Genomic DNA, 15168 nt, shown 5'->3' on the forward strand with positions numbered 1-15168 from the left:
CTCAGATCTCCCAGTTGGACAGCGCGATGCCGCGGGTGCTGGGCGTCTCGCCGAAACCACTCAGCGTCATCCGGAGATCCGTCCAGCGCACCCGCGCGCCCTGTGCCACCAGCACGCGCAGCGCGTCAGGATACTCGCCCTGCAAGCGCAGGGCCGCGCGCAGGGCTCCGCTGCGCCGCGCCTGCGCCCGCACCGCCTGCAAGAGTGCCGGCAGGTCCGCCGCCTCCGCCACGACCAACTTGAGCACGCGGAGCTCTTCGCGCGCGCGGCCTTCCACCAACGGCACGTCGTGGAACAGCGCGTACCCGCGCAGCGCGGCGCTCTTGTCGCGCAGGAGGACCACGTCGCCGAGTCCCTGCCGCATCGTCGCGAGCAGCTCTCGACGGTAGTCGGCACCGGGACGCACCGCGTCGGTGAGCGCGGCGCAGGCGGCGAGCATCTCCTCGCGCTCGCCGCTGCCGAGGTGCCCGAGCGGCGGCGCCGGGGTGAGGCTCAGCGCCTCCAAGGTGACCGTAATCGTCAGCGGGCCGGGCAGGAATCCCATCGACGCGTAGAAACCGATGTTGTCCATCGTGCGCGGCATCGTCTCGAGGCCGATCGTCCGGCAACCTGCGCGCTTCAGGTGCGCCGCGCCGGCCTCGACGACCTGGCGTCCCAGGCCGCGCGCCTGGAGGTCCTCCCGCACGGCCAGCGGGCCCATCCAGCCCTCGGTGCCAAGCACGTGCGCGAGATTGAAGGCGGCAATCTCGCCGGCGGCATCGCGCCAGAGCATCGCGCCCGCGCCGGCACCATCGATGGCGAAGCGCCAGATCGCCGGGTTGAGCGGCGGGACGCGCACGCCGGCCAGCCCGTCGCGGCGGTAGCGCTCGCTGAAGGCATCGGCGAACAGCGCGTTGAGCGGCGGGATGTCTTCCGGCCGGATCGCGAACGGGCCGCTGATGCGGGCGACGTCACTCACGCGGCCGCCGCGTCGGCGAGCAGCGCCACGGCTGCGTCCGGTTGCGTCACCTTGGCGGCGCCGCTGGCTTCGTCCACCTCGACCTGGATCACGCGGTCGAGCCCATCGCGCACGCCTTCGATGTGCGTGATGACGATGACCTGGTCGAAACGGTCCTCGAGGCCGCGCAGTAACGCGACGACATTCTGCCGCCGCACGTCGTCGAGTGAACCGAACACTTCATCGAGCACGAGGAGCGAGAAGGCCTGCCCCGCGCGGTCGGCGATCATCTGCGAGATCGCCAGGCGCAGCACGAGGTTGGCGACGTCCTCCTCGCCGCCGGAGATGACCGGCTTCGGCACCCCGTCCTCGAGCACCTGGATGCGGTACTTGTCGTCGAGCTCGAGTTCGGTGTAGCGGGCGTCGGTGATGGTCTTGAGCAGCTCCGAGGCGATCTCGCTGATCTCCGGACGCAACTGGTAGTTGAGCTCGTTGCGCAGCTCCGAGTACGCGCGATGCAGCTCGTCGTGCAGGCGGCGATCGTCCTCGAGGGCCTCGACCTTGGCCGCCAGGGCGTCGTAGGCGAGCCGGGCGGCGATGGCCCGCGCGTCGGCGGCGGCGGCCACGGCACGTGCGGCGCGGGCACCCGCCGCGCGCTGCCCCGCCTCGGCGTGCGCCGCCGCCACGCCTTCGTGCAGCCGCTGCAGCTCGCCGTAATCGCCGTCGGGCACGGCCAGGCGTGCGCGGCGCTGCGTGGCCGCCTCGCGCCGGACACCGAGTTCCTCGCGCTGCCGCTCGAGGCTCTCGCGCTCGCGCAGCAGTGCCGGTTCGCGCTCGACGCGCAGGGCCAGGCGATTGGCCGCGGTCGTGCGCTCCACCAGTCGCTCGCGTTCGGCTTCGAGGCGTTCGTGTTCGGCCTTCTCGTAGCCCGAGGGCAACGAGGCCAGCTCGGCGGCCACCGCCGCCAGCCGCGTGCGCTTGGCCTCGAGGTCGGCGCGCTCCGCAACGAGGCGCTTGGCGTCGCCCTGCGCCTCGGTGAGCTTGCGCTCGTGCGCGCTCACGTCCGCCTGCAGCGACTTCCGCAGGCCGTCGAGGTGCTCGATGTCCGCGGGCATCGCCTGCAGTTGCTCGCGGCGCGTGCGGAAGTAGCTGCCGTCGGCTTCGACGGTCTCCATCTGCCGCTCCAGCGTCTCGAGCACCGCGCGGAAGTGTTCGCCCAGCGGACGCGTGCAGGTGGGGCAGTTGCCGGCCTCACCCGCATTGAGCAGCACGTCGCGCTGATCGCGCAGGTCGGCGTAGGTCTCGCGCAACGTGCGCAGGCGCCCTTCCACGCTCTCGCGCTCCCGCACCCACTCGGTGCGCCGCAGTTCCAACTTGCCCTGCGCGTCCTCCAGCGCCTTGCGGCGTTGCTCGAGGTCGGGCGCGAGCGTCGCGACCTGCGCGGCAGAGACCTCCAGCCGCTCGACCTCCTGCGTCAATGTGGCGCAATCGTTGCCGAGGTTCGTGCGCGAGGTCTCGAGGGCACGCCGGCGACCGTCGCTGGCGGCCAGCGCGCGTTGGGCCTCGAGTTCGGCGTCCACGCGCTCCAGCGCCTCGATGTCCGGCAACATCGGCGCGAGCTGCAGGCGCGCCTCCGCTACCTGCGCCAGCTCCTGATCCAGCTTCTCCAGCGCTCGCGCGAGGCCCATCGCTTCGCTCTCGAGCACGGCGAGCTCGCGCTCGATGCGCTCGCGCTCCTCGCGTCCCGTCTGCGCGGCCAGCCAGCGCGGTGCCACGTCCGCCAGCGCCGCCGCCGTCTCCGTCTCGGCGCGCTCAGCATCCTCCTGCGCCTGCGTCGCATCGCGCAGGCGGGCAGCCGCCTCGGTGGTCTCCCGCAGCACGTGCTCGCGTTCGGGCATTCCCGCACGCAGGCCTTGGATCTCCGAGGCCAACTCCTTGCGCCGTGCCGCGCACAGGTCCTGCGCCACGCGCAGCTTCTCGTAGCCCAGCACCCGCGAGAGAAACTGCGCGCGCTCCGACGCCGAGAGTGCGTGCATCACCGCCAGGTCCTTCTGGCCGGTGAAGTACGTGTTGAAGAACTCCGAGCGCGTCATCCCGATGCGGCGCTGGATGAGCTCAGCCACTGCCGACACCGAGTTCGCGATTGGCTCTTCGCCGCCGTCGAGGTACAGCTCGGCCATCGAGAGCCCGCGCACGACGCGATAGCGGTGCCCGCCCAACTCGAAATCGAGCTCCACGCGCACCGGGGCGCGCGCCGGCGCCCGTTGGAAGCGGATCGAGTCGTGCGTGCCGCGCAGGATCGTCCCGCCGTAGAGCACCCAGGCGATGGCCTCGAGGATCGTCGACTTGCCCGCGCCGTTGGGCCCGATGATGCCCGTCAGCCCCGAGTCGAACTCGATCTGCGTGTCCGCGTGCTGGCGGAAATTCACCAGCTTGAGCCGGGTGAGCCTCATCCGTCGCTCCCCGGCAGCGTCGCCATCGGCTCGTCGCGCTCCGCCTGTTCGAGGTAGCTGAGCCCGAGGGCAACGAACGCATCGCGGTCCACACCGGCGGCGAGATTCCGCGCCCGCAGCGACTCCCGCAGCGTGTCCGCCAGCGAGGCCCGCCGCCCCGGCGCGCCGCTGTGCTCGCGTTTCACCGTCTGCGGCTTGCGGACGTCGAGCTGGAAGTGCAACGCGCGGCGCTGCAGCTCGCGCAGTGCCTTGTGGTCCAGTTCGCGCGCGATGTGCCGCGGCACGTCGTTCAGCACGAGGCGCAGCACCTTGCCGTCCACGCCGTCCGCCAACTTGCTGACGGCCTGCTGGATCGCCACGTCGAGGTCGGCGGCGGACTTGCCGCGTCCATCGATCGGCGACAAGTCGGCGAAGGCGCGCGACACCGGCAGCGGATGGAAGGTCTGCTTCCCCGTGACGAGGTCGCGCTCGATCATCCCCTTGCCGGGCAGCTTGGCCGCGCGCTCGGCTGCCAGTTCGCCCCAGGGGTTCGTACTCGTGTAGTCCAGCGAACCCGAGTAGTACGCGTGCTCGGCCACCTTGGTGTACACGTGGTAGTGGCCCAGCGCGACGTAGTCCCAGCCCGGTTTCGCCACGTCCGCCAGCGGGATGCGCATCGCCGCCCGGTCAGGATGCTCGGCACGTTCGGCCTGCGGCAACACGCCCTGCACCTCGCCGTGCATCAGCAGGACGTTGTGGCGATACGCAGGATCAGGCGCGAGATCCACGCTGCCCGGGGGCAGGTCGGGCACGGTGAGCACCGCGACGCCGAGGTCGTCGAAGGTGAAGCGCTTGGCTTCGCGGTCCGCCACGTGGATGCCCAAGGGCGCGGCGAAGAGGCGCAGGATGCAGATCGTCTCCGTGCTGCGCGGCATATCGTGGTTGCCGGCGGCGATGATCACCTTGCAATCGGGCAGTGCGTGCACCAACCGCGCGAACTGGTTGAACGCGTGCAGGATCGCCGTGTTCGTCGGGCGCACGGTGTGGAACACGTCGCCGCCGACGAGCACCAGTTGCGGCGCGAGCGCGATGATGCGGTCCACGGCCCGCGTGAATGAGGCCGCGACGTCAGCTTCGCGTTGATTGATCCCGGCCGGCGTCGAGCGTTGGAACTGCCGGAAGCCGAGATGGAGGTCGGAGAGATGGACGAGGCGCACGCCCGGGGGAATCTACGCCCCGGGCCACTCGGCGGGAGCGGTGCGCGGGGCCGGGTGCGTCAGCCGCCGTAGGGGTCGTCGTCCGGCGGCGGCGGACGCAGCGGCGCAGGGCCACGGCGCGCGGCCGGCGCAGCCGCTACGCGCTTGCGCAGCTGGGCCTTGAAGAACGCTTTGACGTCGTCCGGGCGGGTCTGCAGCGTGCGGTTGCGGGCGCGGAGGATCTCGTCCTCGCTGTCCCCGGCGAGGGCGATACAGTCCTGCACCCAGCTCAGCGTGATGGCGGGGTCGAGCCGTCGCAGGGCCTTGGTCACCGCCGCGTCCAGCGGCAGGTCCTCGGCGGGCGGAAAGCGCTCCACGCCCTCGCGCCCGGTGAGCACCGCCGGCCGCGGGAACCGCACGAAGATCGGCTGCCCGAAGTGCGGATGCCGCACCATCAGCTGGCCCTTCTCCAGCGTCGCCAGCCGCCCTTTGATGGCGGGGGCCAGCGTCTGGTAGCCCGGCGTGGCCAGCTCGTCCGGATCCATCCGCCCGAACACCGCCGTGCCGCTGTTGCCCACCACGCGGCGGTGGACCTGCGAGCGGAACTGCTGGGCGCCGAAGAGCACGAGGCCCAAGTAGCGCCCACGCTCGGCGATATCGAGCAGCATCTTGCGCACGTAGGTGTCAGGGCCGTCGGCCGGGGCGTACTTGTTGAGTTCGTCCACGAACACGACGACCTGCGAGACGCCCAACTGCCGCTTCTCGAGATGCTCGCGCAGCTGCGAGACGACACGCGCGAACACGAGGTCCTGCGCGTCCTCCTCGAGGTTGGCCACGTCCACGACGTACACCGCGCGGTCCTCGAACTCGCCGAAGGGCAGGTCGCTCACCGAGCCGTCGTCGGTGACGAGGCCACGGCAGCGCGTCGAGATGTTGCTCAGCCGGTTGCGCACCTTCCGGATCGTCGCGACGTGGTGCGTGCGCCACACGTCGGCGTTCTTGCCTTCCATCCCGCGCAGCAACGTCGAGAACCAGCGTTCGAGGTCGGCGAAGCTCCGGACCTCGATGCCGGCCTCGAAGAGCGGATCGGTGAACACCTGGTCGAGGACGCGCTCCTTGATGAAGTCGATCAGCGCGTCGGCCTTGGCGTCGACGTCGTCCTTGTTGAGCAGCACCTCGGCGTACTGCAGCGTCTCCCGCAGGCCCCAGGTCAGCGGCTGGACGTTGTCCTGCAATGCGTCGTTCGACCGCAGCGTCGCCAACTGGAAACCCTTGGCCGTCCACGGTGCGAAGTAGCGCACGTTGGTGAAGGGCGCGGCCGGCACGCCCATCGTCTCGTACATCGTGCGTTCGTCGTCGGAGAGCGCTGACGCCGGTTGGTCGAGGAAGCACAGGTCCGGGCCCTTCACGTTGAAGCACACCGCGGCGACGCCGCCCTTCTCGGCCGGGAAGTGCGCGAAGATGCTGCCCAACAGCCATTCGACCGCGCTGGTCTTGGTCGCGAGGCCGGAGACGCCGCTGATGCTGAGGTGCGCTGCCTCGGGACCGAGCAAGAAATCAGCATCGAGGTGCACCGCCGCCTGCGTGCCACCGGCCCGGTACAGCCCGATCGGGATGCCGCGCGAGGCGCCGGGCTGCAGGTAGCTCTCCATCCGCAGCGCCGCCTGCACGTCGGCCTCGGTGGCCAGGTGCACCGTGCCCATCGGCACCGGCTGCAGCGGCTCCTCGGGTACGTGGCGGAGGACGGCGGCCGTGTAGAGCCGGATCTCGGTGCGCTCGGTCGGCGCGATGGCGCTGCGGCCGGGCACCCCGTCGGCACCGAGCACGTCGTGCAGCGGCGTCTGCAGGTCCGTGTAGCCGAAACCTTCGGTGACGACGCCGTACACCACGGGCAGCACTCCGCCCACGGGACGCTCCGACTCCACGCGCACGATGGTCCCGATGCCCACCGGGGCGTCGAGGGCGGTCCAAAAGTGGAACTCGTGCGGCGTATTCGGCTTGCGCTCAGTGGCGACGACGCGGCCGAGGATTGGTGGGGCGGTCATTGGAGGATGGCCGTAAGGTACTGCTCGCACTCGCGGATGCCGTAGACCATCACGTCCCAGCGGGCGTCCGGCAGTGCGACCGGTGCGCGCTCGGCAAGCAGCCAGCGCGAGACAAGGTCGGCGCGTGCGGTGATGTCCGCCGCGGCTTCGAGCGCAACCTCGACACGCACTAGGCCGAAGAACGGACCGCGCGCGCCGACGTCGCGTAGGCGGAGGTACCAGGTGGCCACCGCGGTGCGCCTCGGCGAACTCAGCGCCATCGCCGTCGTGCGCTGGCCCTCGCGCAGTCCGAGGACCACATCCACCGACTCTCCGACGGCATACAGCGTGCGGTGTGACTTCACCACGCCGACTACCAGCGGGCTCTTCGCCACGGCCTCGGTGCCGGCGATGCCGCCGTCCACGAGCAAGGGCTCGCGGGCGTCCGCCGTCCACGCGAGGGCCAGGGCCTGCTCGCAGCGTTCGCGCTCGCGCTGCACCGCCGTCAGGGCTCGCGCGGCGAGGTCACCCGGATGGCGCGGCAACGCTGCGCCGGCCTCGAGAGCCTCAAGCGAATCCACCACCGCGACCTGAGCCCGCAGGGCCTGGACCAGCGCCGCATCCACGAGCGGCACGGGCAGGTACAGCGCGTGCGAGCGCAGGGCCTCGCCCCAGGTGACGAGCTTGCGGTCTCGGCGCTCACGCACCGCCGCCGCCACGGCACCGTGCACTAGAGGCACGCCGCGATGGTGCGCGCGGACCGTGGAGCGCTGGATTCCGTCTAGGAACCCGCCGATCGCGACCACCGGCGCGTCGGTGATGCTGCGCGCCTCGACCGCGCCGCCCTCGATGCTGGCGGCCGCCTCCACCCGAGGCGGTGCCTCGGCCTCGCGCTGCGCCTCCAGCGTCGGCCCGCCACCCTGGGCCGCGACACCTCCGTCACGAAGTGCGGACAGGATGGCGCGCGACGTTGCCGCCCCACCCGCCGGGACGTAGCTTCCGCCTATGCGCCGTTCCGCGATCATCGCGAGCATCCTACTCCTCCTCTCCGCCTGCGACAAGCAGGAGCAGCCGCCGCGGAGCACGGAGGTTCGTGAGCTCACCGACCTTTCGGGTTCTCCGACGCTCCTCTTCACGGTCTTCGGACCGGTAGAGACGCCCAAGCTCGCGCCATTGGCCGTGGTCCGAAGCGGCGGTCTCGAACCGCTCGTGCTCGATGAAGCCGGCTGGCAGCAGCTGGATGCCCAGTATTTCGCCGCCGGGATGACCTACCCCGTGTACCGCAACGGCGCCGAGGTGGGCAACATCCGCATCGTCCGCGGGATGTGGCCGGCCGACTCCGCCCCGCTGTACGAGGTGCCGGGCTGCGCCCGCGTCGTCCCGCACGCGCTGGGGTCGCTTGAATCCACGCGGCAGTTCGAGGAGACGGTCGAGCTGCTCGCCGCCACTTCGCCGCTGCCGCAGCCGACGGATACGCGCCCGCTGCCGGCAAACCCCGAGGCGCAGGGCCTTACGCTGGCCTCTGCCGTCGCGGCAGCTGCCGGCGTCGGTCCGGAGGACCTCAGCAGCCTCGACTACCACGCGCGCTGGCTCCGCACCGGGGCCGGCTTCAGCAAACGCACCCTGCTCGCGTCGTATATCGACCCCAGCGCCGGCGACCTCGGGCCGGGTGCGGGCAACACCGCCGTGCTCGTGCTCCTCGCCGAAGACTCAGCGGGCACCTTCCAGACCAGCTACCAGCACGCGCGCAGCGGCGAGGCGCGGTCGGTCGAGTTCCGCCGACTGGTCAACTATGCCGACCTCAGCGGAGACGGCGTGGCCGAGCTGGTGATGGAAACCTGGCGCTACGCCGGTATTCCGGAACTCGTCGTGATGCGGTACGGCAACGGCCGCTGGACGCAGTCCTTCGGCGTCAGCCAGGAGTGGTGCACGGACCGTCTGCGCTAGGCGCCACGGTTCAATCGACGCCGAGGTCCCAGGCCTGCTCGAGATCGGCCTCGGAGTAGGCGCGAAACGCGGTCAGCGTGGTCGTGCGCACCAGCCCCGGGACCGTCGGGAACCGCTCGGTCACGATTTCGGCGATCTGCTCATACTCCGCGACCTTCACGATCGCGATCAGATCCCACTCGCCGCTCACCGAGTACACATCGGTGACGCCGTCGATGCCCGCGAGCGCCGCGGCCGTCTTCGGGATGCTCTTCGGCTCTGCCTGGATGAGGACGATGGTTGTGATCATTGGGCGGGGAACGGCGGGACGTTGAGGAACCAGAGCCCGGCGATGCGATGCTTGGCATCCACCTCGAGCAGGAGGTCTCGGGCGACGCGCACGGCGCGCGAAGCGCGCGTCGGCCCGATACGGAAGTGTATCGTCTGTTCGGGGGCATCGGCCACTGCGCGGATGGCCGTGTCCACCTCCACGGCGGCCAGCGCGTCGAGGCCGTCCGAGGGCACGCGCACCCGCGCCGAGCCTTCAGGTTCGGGCGGCGACAGGGTCGCCACGCTCTTCACATCCGGCCAGACCGCCACCTCGATGGCGGCCAGCCGGCCATCGGTCAGCTCCAGCGTGAGCCAGGCGCCATCGGCTCCCTCGATATCCAGCGAGCCACTGACGCCTTCGGCCACACCGCTGGGGCGCAACAGCGCGCAGAGGATGTCAGTATCGGCGTCCCAGCGGTAGTCCACCGGAGGGAGCTCCGCGTCCGTGAGCCGTTCCAGCCGCACTTCGAGCGCCATCGTCGTCTCCCGTTCAGGTCGGGAGCAGCGTAACGGGGCTCGCGCGGCGTCCGGTCATCACGCCATCGCGTCCGCGGTCGCGGCGATGCGGCGGCAGGCTTCGACCACCTGCGCCTCGTCGGCGGCGTACGAGATCCGCACCCAATCGGGAGTGCGGAACGCCGAGCCCGGGACGATGGCAACGCCGGCCTCCTCGAGGAGCCGCTGGCAGAACGCCGCGCCCGCGTCAGGCACGGCACCGGCGCCGGGCACCTTCACATAGAAGTAGAACGCCCCCTCCGGCGCGAGCACCGTCAGGGCCCGCGAGGCCTTGAGGATCGGCAGCGCCGCATCGCGGCGCTTCCGGAACTCGGCCACCATCGCGCGCACCGTCGCGTCCACCGGTTCGCCCAGCGTGAGCGCCGCCAGCGCGGCGTACTGGGCCACCGTGGCCGTGTTGGAGGTCGTGTGCGACTGCAGCGCCGTCATCGCCTTGGCGACGGCCGCGGGCGAGATCGTCCAACCTACGCGCCACCCGGTCATCGCCCAGGCCTTGGCTACGCCGTTGACGACGATGAGGTTGTCGCGGCGCGCGGCGACGTCGAGCGCACCCGGTGCCGGACCGTCGTAGCTGATGTGCTGGTAAATCTCGTCGCTGATCACCCACCATCCGCGTGACGACGCGAGTTCGAGGATGGCCCGCAGCTCGTCGCGCGCGTAGACGGCACCCGTCGGATTCGACGGCGAGTTGAGCATCAGCCCTCGCGTGCGCGGCGTCGCGTGCCGCTCGAGGCGCTCGACATCCACTTTGTAGCCGCGCGCCGGGTCGCCGTGCACTTCCACGGCGGTGGCGCGCGCCAAGCCGACCATCTCGTAGTAGCTCGTCCAGCTCGGCGTTGGGACCAGCACCTCGTCGCCGGGGCCGAAGAGCGTCACGCAAGCGTTGTACAGCGACTGCTTTGAGCCGCAGGACACGACAACGTCACTGGCGGCGATGGGGTCCGGACCGGTGTAGCGCGCGTTGCCGGCGGCGGCGATCGCCTGCCGCAGCGAAAGGATGCCTTCCACCGCCGTGTAGCGCGTCGCGCCCTCGTCCAGCGCCCGTTTCGCGGCTTCTATCACCGGACCAGGCGTGCCGAAGTCGGGCTCCCCCGCCCCGAGATCGATGACTTCGCGACCTTGCGCCTTCAGCGCCTTGGCCCGTTGCGAGACAGCGATGGTAGCCGACTCGCGCAACTCCGCGATATTGGCCGACGGCGTGAATGAAAGCGGAGTATATTCCATACTTCGCGAACGATATCCCCGCGCCGCAACTGGCGCCATTGACAATCGAGGACTGCAGTGACCGCACCATCCCGCGAGACGGCTGGGTCCGTCCGCTCTGCCCACGTGGCGTATTTCCTTCCCCCGGATTGGGGGCGCATCGCCCGTCATATCGCGCCCGCGCTCGAACGCGCCGGCGGCGAATCCCCTGCGGTCCGACTGCTCGTCCTCGTTCCGGACGCCGGTGCCGCCGTGGCCCTGAGCCGCGCGATGAGCGCCCTCGCCTCCGGACAGCGCATCGTTGCCGCCACGTCCCCGGCGCGCCTGCAGCGCCTGCTCGGCGCCGCCGCGGCCGATTGCGTCGTCGGTGCGCCGGAGACCATCGCCGCCGGCCTCGGCGCCGCCGCCCTCAAGCTCGACACCGTCACCAGCGTCGTCTTCGCCGCTGCCGACGAGATGGACGCCGAGTCCGACGCGCTCGCGGCCGTGATGTCCGAGGTCCCGAAGGCCGCCACGCGTCTGCTCACCGCGCTCGCCCCCACCGAGGGCGTCGACGCACTCATCACGCGCTATCTCGCGCGCGCCCGCCGCGTGCAGGAAGACGTCGTGCCCGCCGAGGGCACACCGACGGCGCCCACGGTTCGCTTTCTCACCGTCAGCGGCGATCCCCTCGACGTCCTCCCAGGCCTGCTCGACGAGCTCGACGCGCCGTCCGCCACGATCCTCGCGGGCAGCGACGAAGCCGCCGCCTCCGCGCGGCAGTTGCTCGCCGCCGTGGGCTACCCCGAGGGCACGCTCGCTGACGTCACGCGCGAAGTCGTGAAGCCCAACACCGCGCTGGTCATCACGCTCGGCATCCCTACCGCCACCGCCTGGACCGCCGCCGTCGCGGCGCAGCCGGCCCAGATCGTGGCGCTCTGCGCGCCGCGGGACTTGGATGCGCTGCGCCTGCTGGCCGGCGAGGCCACACCGCGTCCCTTGGCCGACCGGGCGAGCATCTCACGCGCCCGTGCCGCGGAGTCGCGCCGCCGCGCCGAGCTGCGCGCCGAGCTGGCCGAGGGCGTGCCGGCCCGCGAGGTGCTCGCGCTCGAGCCTTTGCTCCGCGAGCACGACGGGCTCGAGATTGCCGCCGCCGCACTGCGGCTCCTTGAGCGCACCCGCGATGCGCAGGCCGAGCTCGTGCTCGCGGCAGAGCAGCGCGTACGCTCGCAGATGCGCGAGGCACAGAAGGAGAAGGACCTCGCCGAGCGCAGCGAGCGTCCGGATCGCTTCGAGCGCGGTGATCGCGGTGATCGCGGTGATCGCGGTGATCGCCCGACCAAGCCACGCATCAGCTCGTTCTCCAAGGACCGCGACAAGCCGCGGACCGGCGGGTTCAAGCGCGATGACAAGCCCCGCAGCGGCGGCTTCAAGCGGGACGAGCGCCCGCGCAGCGGTGGCTTCAAGCGTGACGACAAGCCGCGCGGTGGCGGCCGTCCGCCGCGAGGCGATCGGTGAGCGGGGCTCTCCAGCTCACCGGCGGCTGGGTCGAGGTCATCGCCGGCGTGATGTTCAGCGGCAAGAGCGAGGAGTTGATGCGTCGCGTACGCCGTTCGATCATCGCCAAGAAGCGCGTCCAGGTGTTTAAGTCGCACCTGGACGACCGCTACGCCGGCGGCGTCTTCGCCGTCGGCTCGCACGACGGTCGCACGCTCGAGGCCATTCCCGTGGATTCGTCGCAGCAGATCGCGCTGCGGCTGGATCCGCTGGCGCAGGTCGTGGCCATCGACGAGGTGCAGTTCCTCGACCAGGGCATCGTGCGGCTCGCCTGCGACCTCGCGCTGCGCGGACGCCGCGTCATCCTCGCCGGCACCGACACCGACTTCCGCGGCGAACCCTTCGGCCCGATGGCGCCGCTGATGTGCGTCGCCGAGGTGGTGGACAAGCTGCACGCCATCTGCGTGCTCTGCGGCGCGCCGGCCAGCCGCAACCAGCGCCTCATCGGCGGCAAGCCGGCGCCCTACGACTCCCCGGTGGTGATGGTGGGCGCGGCGGAGTCCTACGAGGCGCGCTGCAGGGCCTGCCACGCGATCGAGCGTGGGGATGAGTCGCAGCTGAGGCTAGAGACTGAAGACGGATGACGGAGGACGGATGCTCGCTTCCGTCCTCCGTCCTCCGTCATCCGTCCTAGGGCGCCAGCACCTCTTCGAAGTACGCCAACGCCCGCGGATCACGCTTCTGACCCAGCCAGAACACCGCCGTGCGGCGGATCTGCGGGTCACGATGCGAGCGGGCCAGGCGAATCAGCGCGGGCACGCTCTCATCGTTGGGCCGCTGTGAGAGTGCGAAGACGGCGCTCTCACGCACCTGTCGCTCAGGATCGTCGAGCAGCTCCTGGAGGCCCTCCGTGACCCGTGCGCCCGCGCTCTGCGAGAGCCAGAACGTCGCGCCGGTGCGGACGTCGCGCGGACGGCCCTCGTCCTTTGCGATGGCGAGGATCTCGCGGTCGGGCGACGGCCCCTCGGCGAGCATCGCCGGCAGGATGGCGTCCTTCGCCACGCGCCCCTCCGCCGTCGCCGCCAATTGCATCAGGTACGCGACGGCCTGCTCCGCCGGCACTTCGCCAAGGTCAGCGTCGGGCCTGCCGCGCCACGAGCCACCCACGTAACTGCGCAGCGCCATCACGCGGCGGTTCTCGACGTCCAGCGCCACGCGCACCGGGCCGGACTCGCACTCGTCCTCCCACTCGGCGCGGCGCCCTCGGGCGTCGATCGAGCCGGAATTGTGCACCGTGGAGCGGCCCTCGGTACCGCGCACGCGGATGCTGCCGCGCCCATTGCCACACACGCCCGGGTCCGACGCAAAGTGCATCCGCACCGTCCCACTCCCCACCGCCGCGACGCGCGAGGCAATGTCCTGCGCCGACAGCGACGAGCCGACCAGAAGTAGCAGAATCACCTGACGCATCGAATTCTCCGTTGGGGACTGAAGACGGAGGACGGGAGCCTGCGCTCGGACGCTTCCACCTTCCGTCATCCGTCATCCGTCTCAATCTCAGTACGGCTTGTTGATGATCTCGTCCAGCGCCTGCACCGCGCGCGGGTCGCGGCTCTGCCCCAGCCAGAACACCGCCTGGCGGCGCAACTCGCGGTCCTCCTCGCGGCTGGCGATCTGCAGCAGCTTGTCCACCGCCGCGCGATCGTTGCGGCGCTGCGAGAGCGCGAAGATCACCTGGCCACGCAACTCGGTATCGTCCCGGCTGTTGTCGTAGATCTCGCTGAGATCGGCGACGGTCGCGCCACCCGACTGGCTGGCCCAGAACAGCGCCGACTTCCGCAGGGTGGCCGAGAGCTGCCGGTCCTTGGCGCGACCGAGCAGCCACGCGGCGTTCTCGGGCGAGCGGCGCTGCGCCACGCTGAAGAGCACCTTGTCGCGCAGCTCGTCGTTGTCGAGACTCGGGAAGAGCTCGCGCAGGAACTGGCTGTTGTCGCCGCCGCCGTTCTGGCCGAGCCAGAAAATGGCCTCGCCACGCAGCTCATTGGAGGCCTCGCGACGCCGCACGAAGTCCCGGAGGATGGTGGCGGCGCGCGACGAGCGCGTCTGCGACAGCGAGAAGATCGCGCGCTTCTGCATCTCCGCGTCCGGCGTGTCGCGGAGCAGGATCTGCTCGAGGACCTCGACCGCCCGCGGCGAGTTCGTCTGCGAGAGCCAGAACACCGCCTCCGAGCGCGTCGTGCGGTCCGGGTCGTTGCGCGCCACGTTCACCAGGATCTCGGCAGCCTCGTCGCCGCGGCGCTGCGAGACGATGAACACCGCCTTGCGGCGCAGGACCTCCGAGCAGCGGTCACGGCGCTCGAGCACGCGCCGCAACACCGGCATCGCCTGGTCGGAGTTCATCTGCATCAGGGCGTTGAGCGCCTCGATGCGTTCATCGTCGACCACGCCTTCGCAGCCCGGCGGGATCTCGTCGCGCCCGCCGCGCCGTGCCTGTGCGCCGCTCCGCAGGCCCGTCGCCATCTCGGCGCGAGCCTGCGCCATCTCCGCCCGAGCCGCCGCCATCTCACGCGCCACCTCGGCTTGGATCTCCGGCTGCGCGCGCCGGAGTTCCTCGGCGACCACCGGCATCACTTCCGCCATCGCGTGCGCGGCAATCCCCGCCGCCGAGGCCGCGATCTCGGCGATGGCTGCCGCGGAGGCGGCATCACCGCTGCGCGCCAACCGACCCTGCAGACGCCGCAGCAGGGCGCTGGACTCGCCAGAGACGTACGTCGCGCTCTGCTCGTGCTTCTCGTGCTGCAGTTCCAGTACCTCGACCGCGCGGCGGATCTCCGTGTTGCCGCCAGAACGCTGCAACGCGAAGGCCTGCCAATAGAGCGCGTCACCGGCGTACGCGGAGTTCGGATACCGCTCCACCAGGCGCTCGAAGCTGCGCGCGGCGTCGCGCCAGCGTTCGTCGGCGATGGCGATGCGGCCTTGGCGCCAGAGTGAGTCGGCCGTGTCGGCCGGCGCCCAGCTGGCCGCCGGGATGTGCCGCGACGTGGCGAGCGGGTCGGGGCGCGAAATGGCGTCGGTGGCCGTCCCGATGCCGAGTGCCGCGAGGAGCGAGAGAGTCAGGAGCTTCATAG

At 71.0% G+C, this 15168-nt stretch carries 13 protein-coding genes; 3 read left to right on the forward strand and 10 right to left on the reverse strand.

Annotated features, from left to right (window positions below; all coding sequences use genetic code 11):
• Position 1: 1 nt before the first annotated feature.
• Genes KF689_10600 through KF689_10620 form a run of 5 tightly spaced genes read right to left on the reverse strand, consistent with a single transcriptional unit; the run spans position 2 to position 7623 of the window.
• Positions 2-958, reverse strand: a complete 957-nt coding sequence (locus KF689_10600) for a GNAT family N-acetyltransferase (GenBank protein MBX3133819.1) — start codon at positions 956-958, stop codon at positions 2-4.
• Positions 955-3390, reverse strand: coding sequence for an SMC family ATPase (locus KF689_10605; GenBank protein ID MBX3133820.1), 2436 nt, complete (start codon positions 3388-3390; stop codon positions 955-957). Before KF689_10605 ends, KF689_10600 begins: the two co-directional genes overlap by 4 nt.
• Positions 3387-4586 carry a DNA repair exonuclease gene (locus tag KF689_10610; GenBank protein MBX3133821.1) on the reverse strand — a complete coding sequence of 400 codons (1200 nt, stop codon included), beginning with the start codon at positions 4584-4586 and terminating at the stop codon, positions 3387-3389. Before KF689_10610 ends, KF689_10605 begins: the two co-directional genes overlap by 4 nt.
• Before the next feature lie 59 nt (positions 4587-4645).
• Positions 4646-6610 (reverse strand): ATP-binding protein, encoded by a 1965-nt coding sequence (locus KF689_10615; protein MBX3133822.1) that lies wholly within the window; start codon positions 6608-6610, stop codon positions 4646-4648.
• Positions 6607-7623 carry a hypothetical protein gene (locus KF689_10620; protein MBX3133823.1) on the reverse strand — a complete coding sequence of 339 codons (1017 nt, stop codon included), beginning with the start codon at positions 7621-7623 and terminating at the stop codon, positions 6607-6609. Before KF689_10620 ends, KF689_10615 begins: the two co-directional genes overlap by 4 nt.
• Here KF689_10620 and KF689_10625 point away from each other — a divergent pair.
• Positions 7595-8536: a hypothetical protein gene (locus KF689_10625; GenBank protein ID MBX3133824.1), complete on the forward strand. Its 942-nt coding sequence runs from the start codon at positions 7595-7597 to the stop codon at positions 8534-8536. The two genes, KF689_10620 and KF689_10625, sit on opposite strands and share 29 nt — an antisense overlap.
• A 10-nt stretch (positions 8537-8546) precedes the next feature.
• Here the strand turns inward: KF689_10625 and KF689_10630 are convergent, their stop codons facing one another.
• Genes KF689_10630 through KF689_10640 form a run of 3 tightly spaced genes read right to left on the reverse strand, consistent with a single transcriptional unit; the run spans position 8547 to position 10585 of the window.
• The gene (locus tag KF689_10630; protein ID MBX3133825.1) at positions 8547-8825 is read right to left on the reverse strand and encodes an Lrp/AsnC ligand binding domain-containing protein; all 279 of its coding nucleotides are present in this window, start codon (positions 8823-8825) and stop codon (positions 8547-8549) included.
• Positions 8822-9322, reverse strand: coding sequence for a hypothetical protein (locus KF689_10635; protein ID MBX3133826.1), 501 nt, complete (start codon positions 9320-9322; stop codon positions 8822-8824). Before KF689_10635 ends, KF689_10630 begins: the two co-directional genes overlap by 4 nt.
• A 57-nt stretch (positions 9323-9379) precedes the next feature.
• The gene (locus tag KF689_10640) at positions 9380-10585 is read right to left on the reverse strand and encodes a pyridoxal phosphate-dependent aminotransferase (GenBank protein MBX3133827.1); all 1206 of its coding nucleotides are present in this window, start codon (positions 10583-10585) and stop codon (positions 9380-9382) included.
• A gap of 57 nt (positions 10586-10642) precedes the next feature.
• Here KF689_10640 and KF689_10645 point away from each other — a divergent pair, with 57 nt between their 5' ends.
• Both KF689_10645 and KF689_10650 read left to right on the forward strand, forming a co-directional pair.
• Complete coding sequence (locus KF689_10645) at positions 10643-12061, forward strand: hypothetical protein (protein MBX3133828.1); 1419 nt, start codon at positions 10643-10645, stop codon at positions 12059-12061.
• Complete coding sequence (locus KF689_10650) at positions 12058-12684, forward strand: thymidine kinase (GenBank protein ID MBX3133829.1); 627 nt, start codon at positions 12058-12060, stop codon at positions 12682-12684. The genes KF689_10645 and KF689_10650 overlap by 4 nt, the downstream gene beginning before the upstream one ends.
• Positions 12685-12730: 46 nt before the next feature.
• On the opposite strand, the gene KF689_10655 is transcribed toward KF689_10650, so the two are convergent.
• Together KF689_10655 and KF689_10660 are read right to left on the reverse strand one after the other, a co-directional pair.
• On the reverse strand, positions 12731-13510 hold the full coding sequence (locus KF689_10655) for a HEAT repeat domain-containing protein (GenBank protein ID MBX3133830.1): 780 nt from the start codon (positions 13508-13510) through the stop codon (positions 12731-12733).
• 87 nt (positions 13511-13597) lie between these two features.
• On the reverse strand, positions 13598-15166 hold the full coding sequence (locus KF689_10660; protein MBX3133831.1) for a HEAT repeat domain-containing protein: 1569 nt from the start codon (positions 15164-15166) through the stop codon (positions 13598-13600).
• Between the last annotated feature and the right edge of the window lie 2 nt (positions 15167-15168).

It is taken from the genome of Gemmatimonadaceae bacterium, assembly GCA_019637355.1.
Taxonomy (GTDB): domain Bacteria; phylum Gemmatimonadota; class Gemmatimonadetes; order Gemmatimonadales; family Gemmatimonadaceae; genus Pseudogemmatithrix.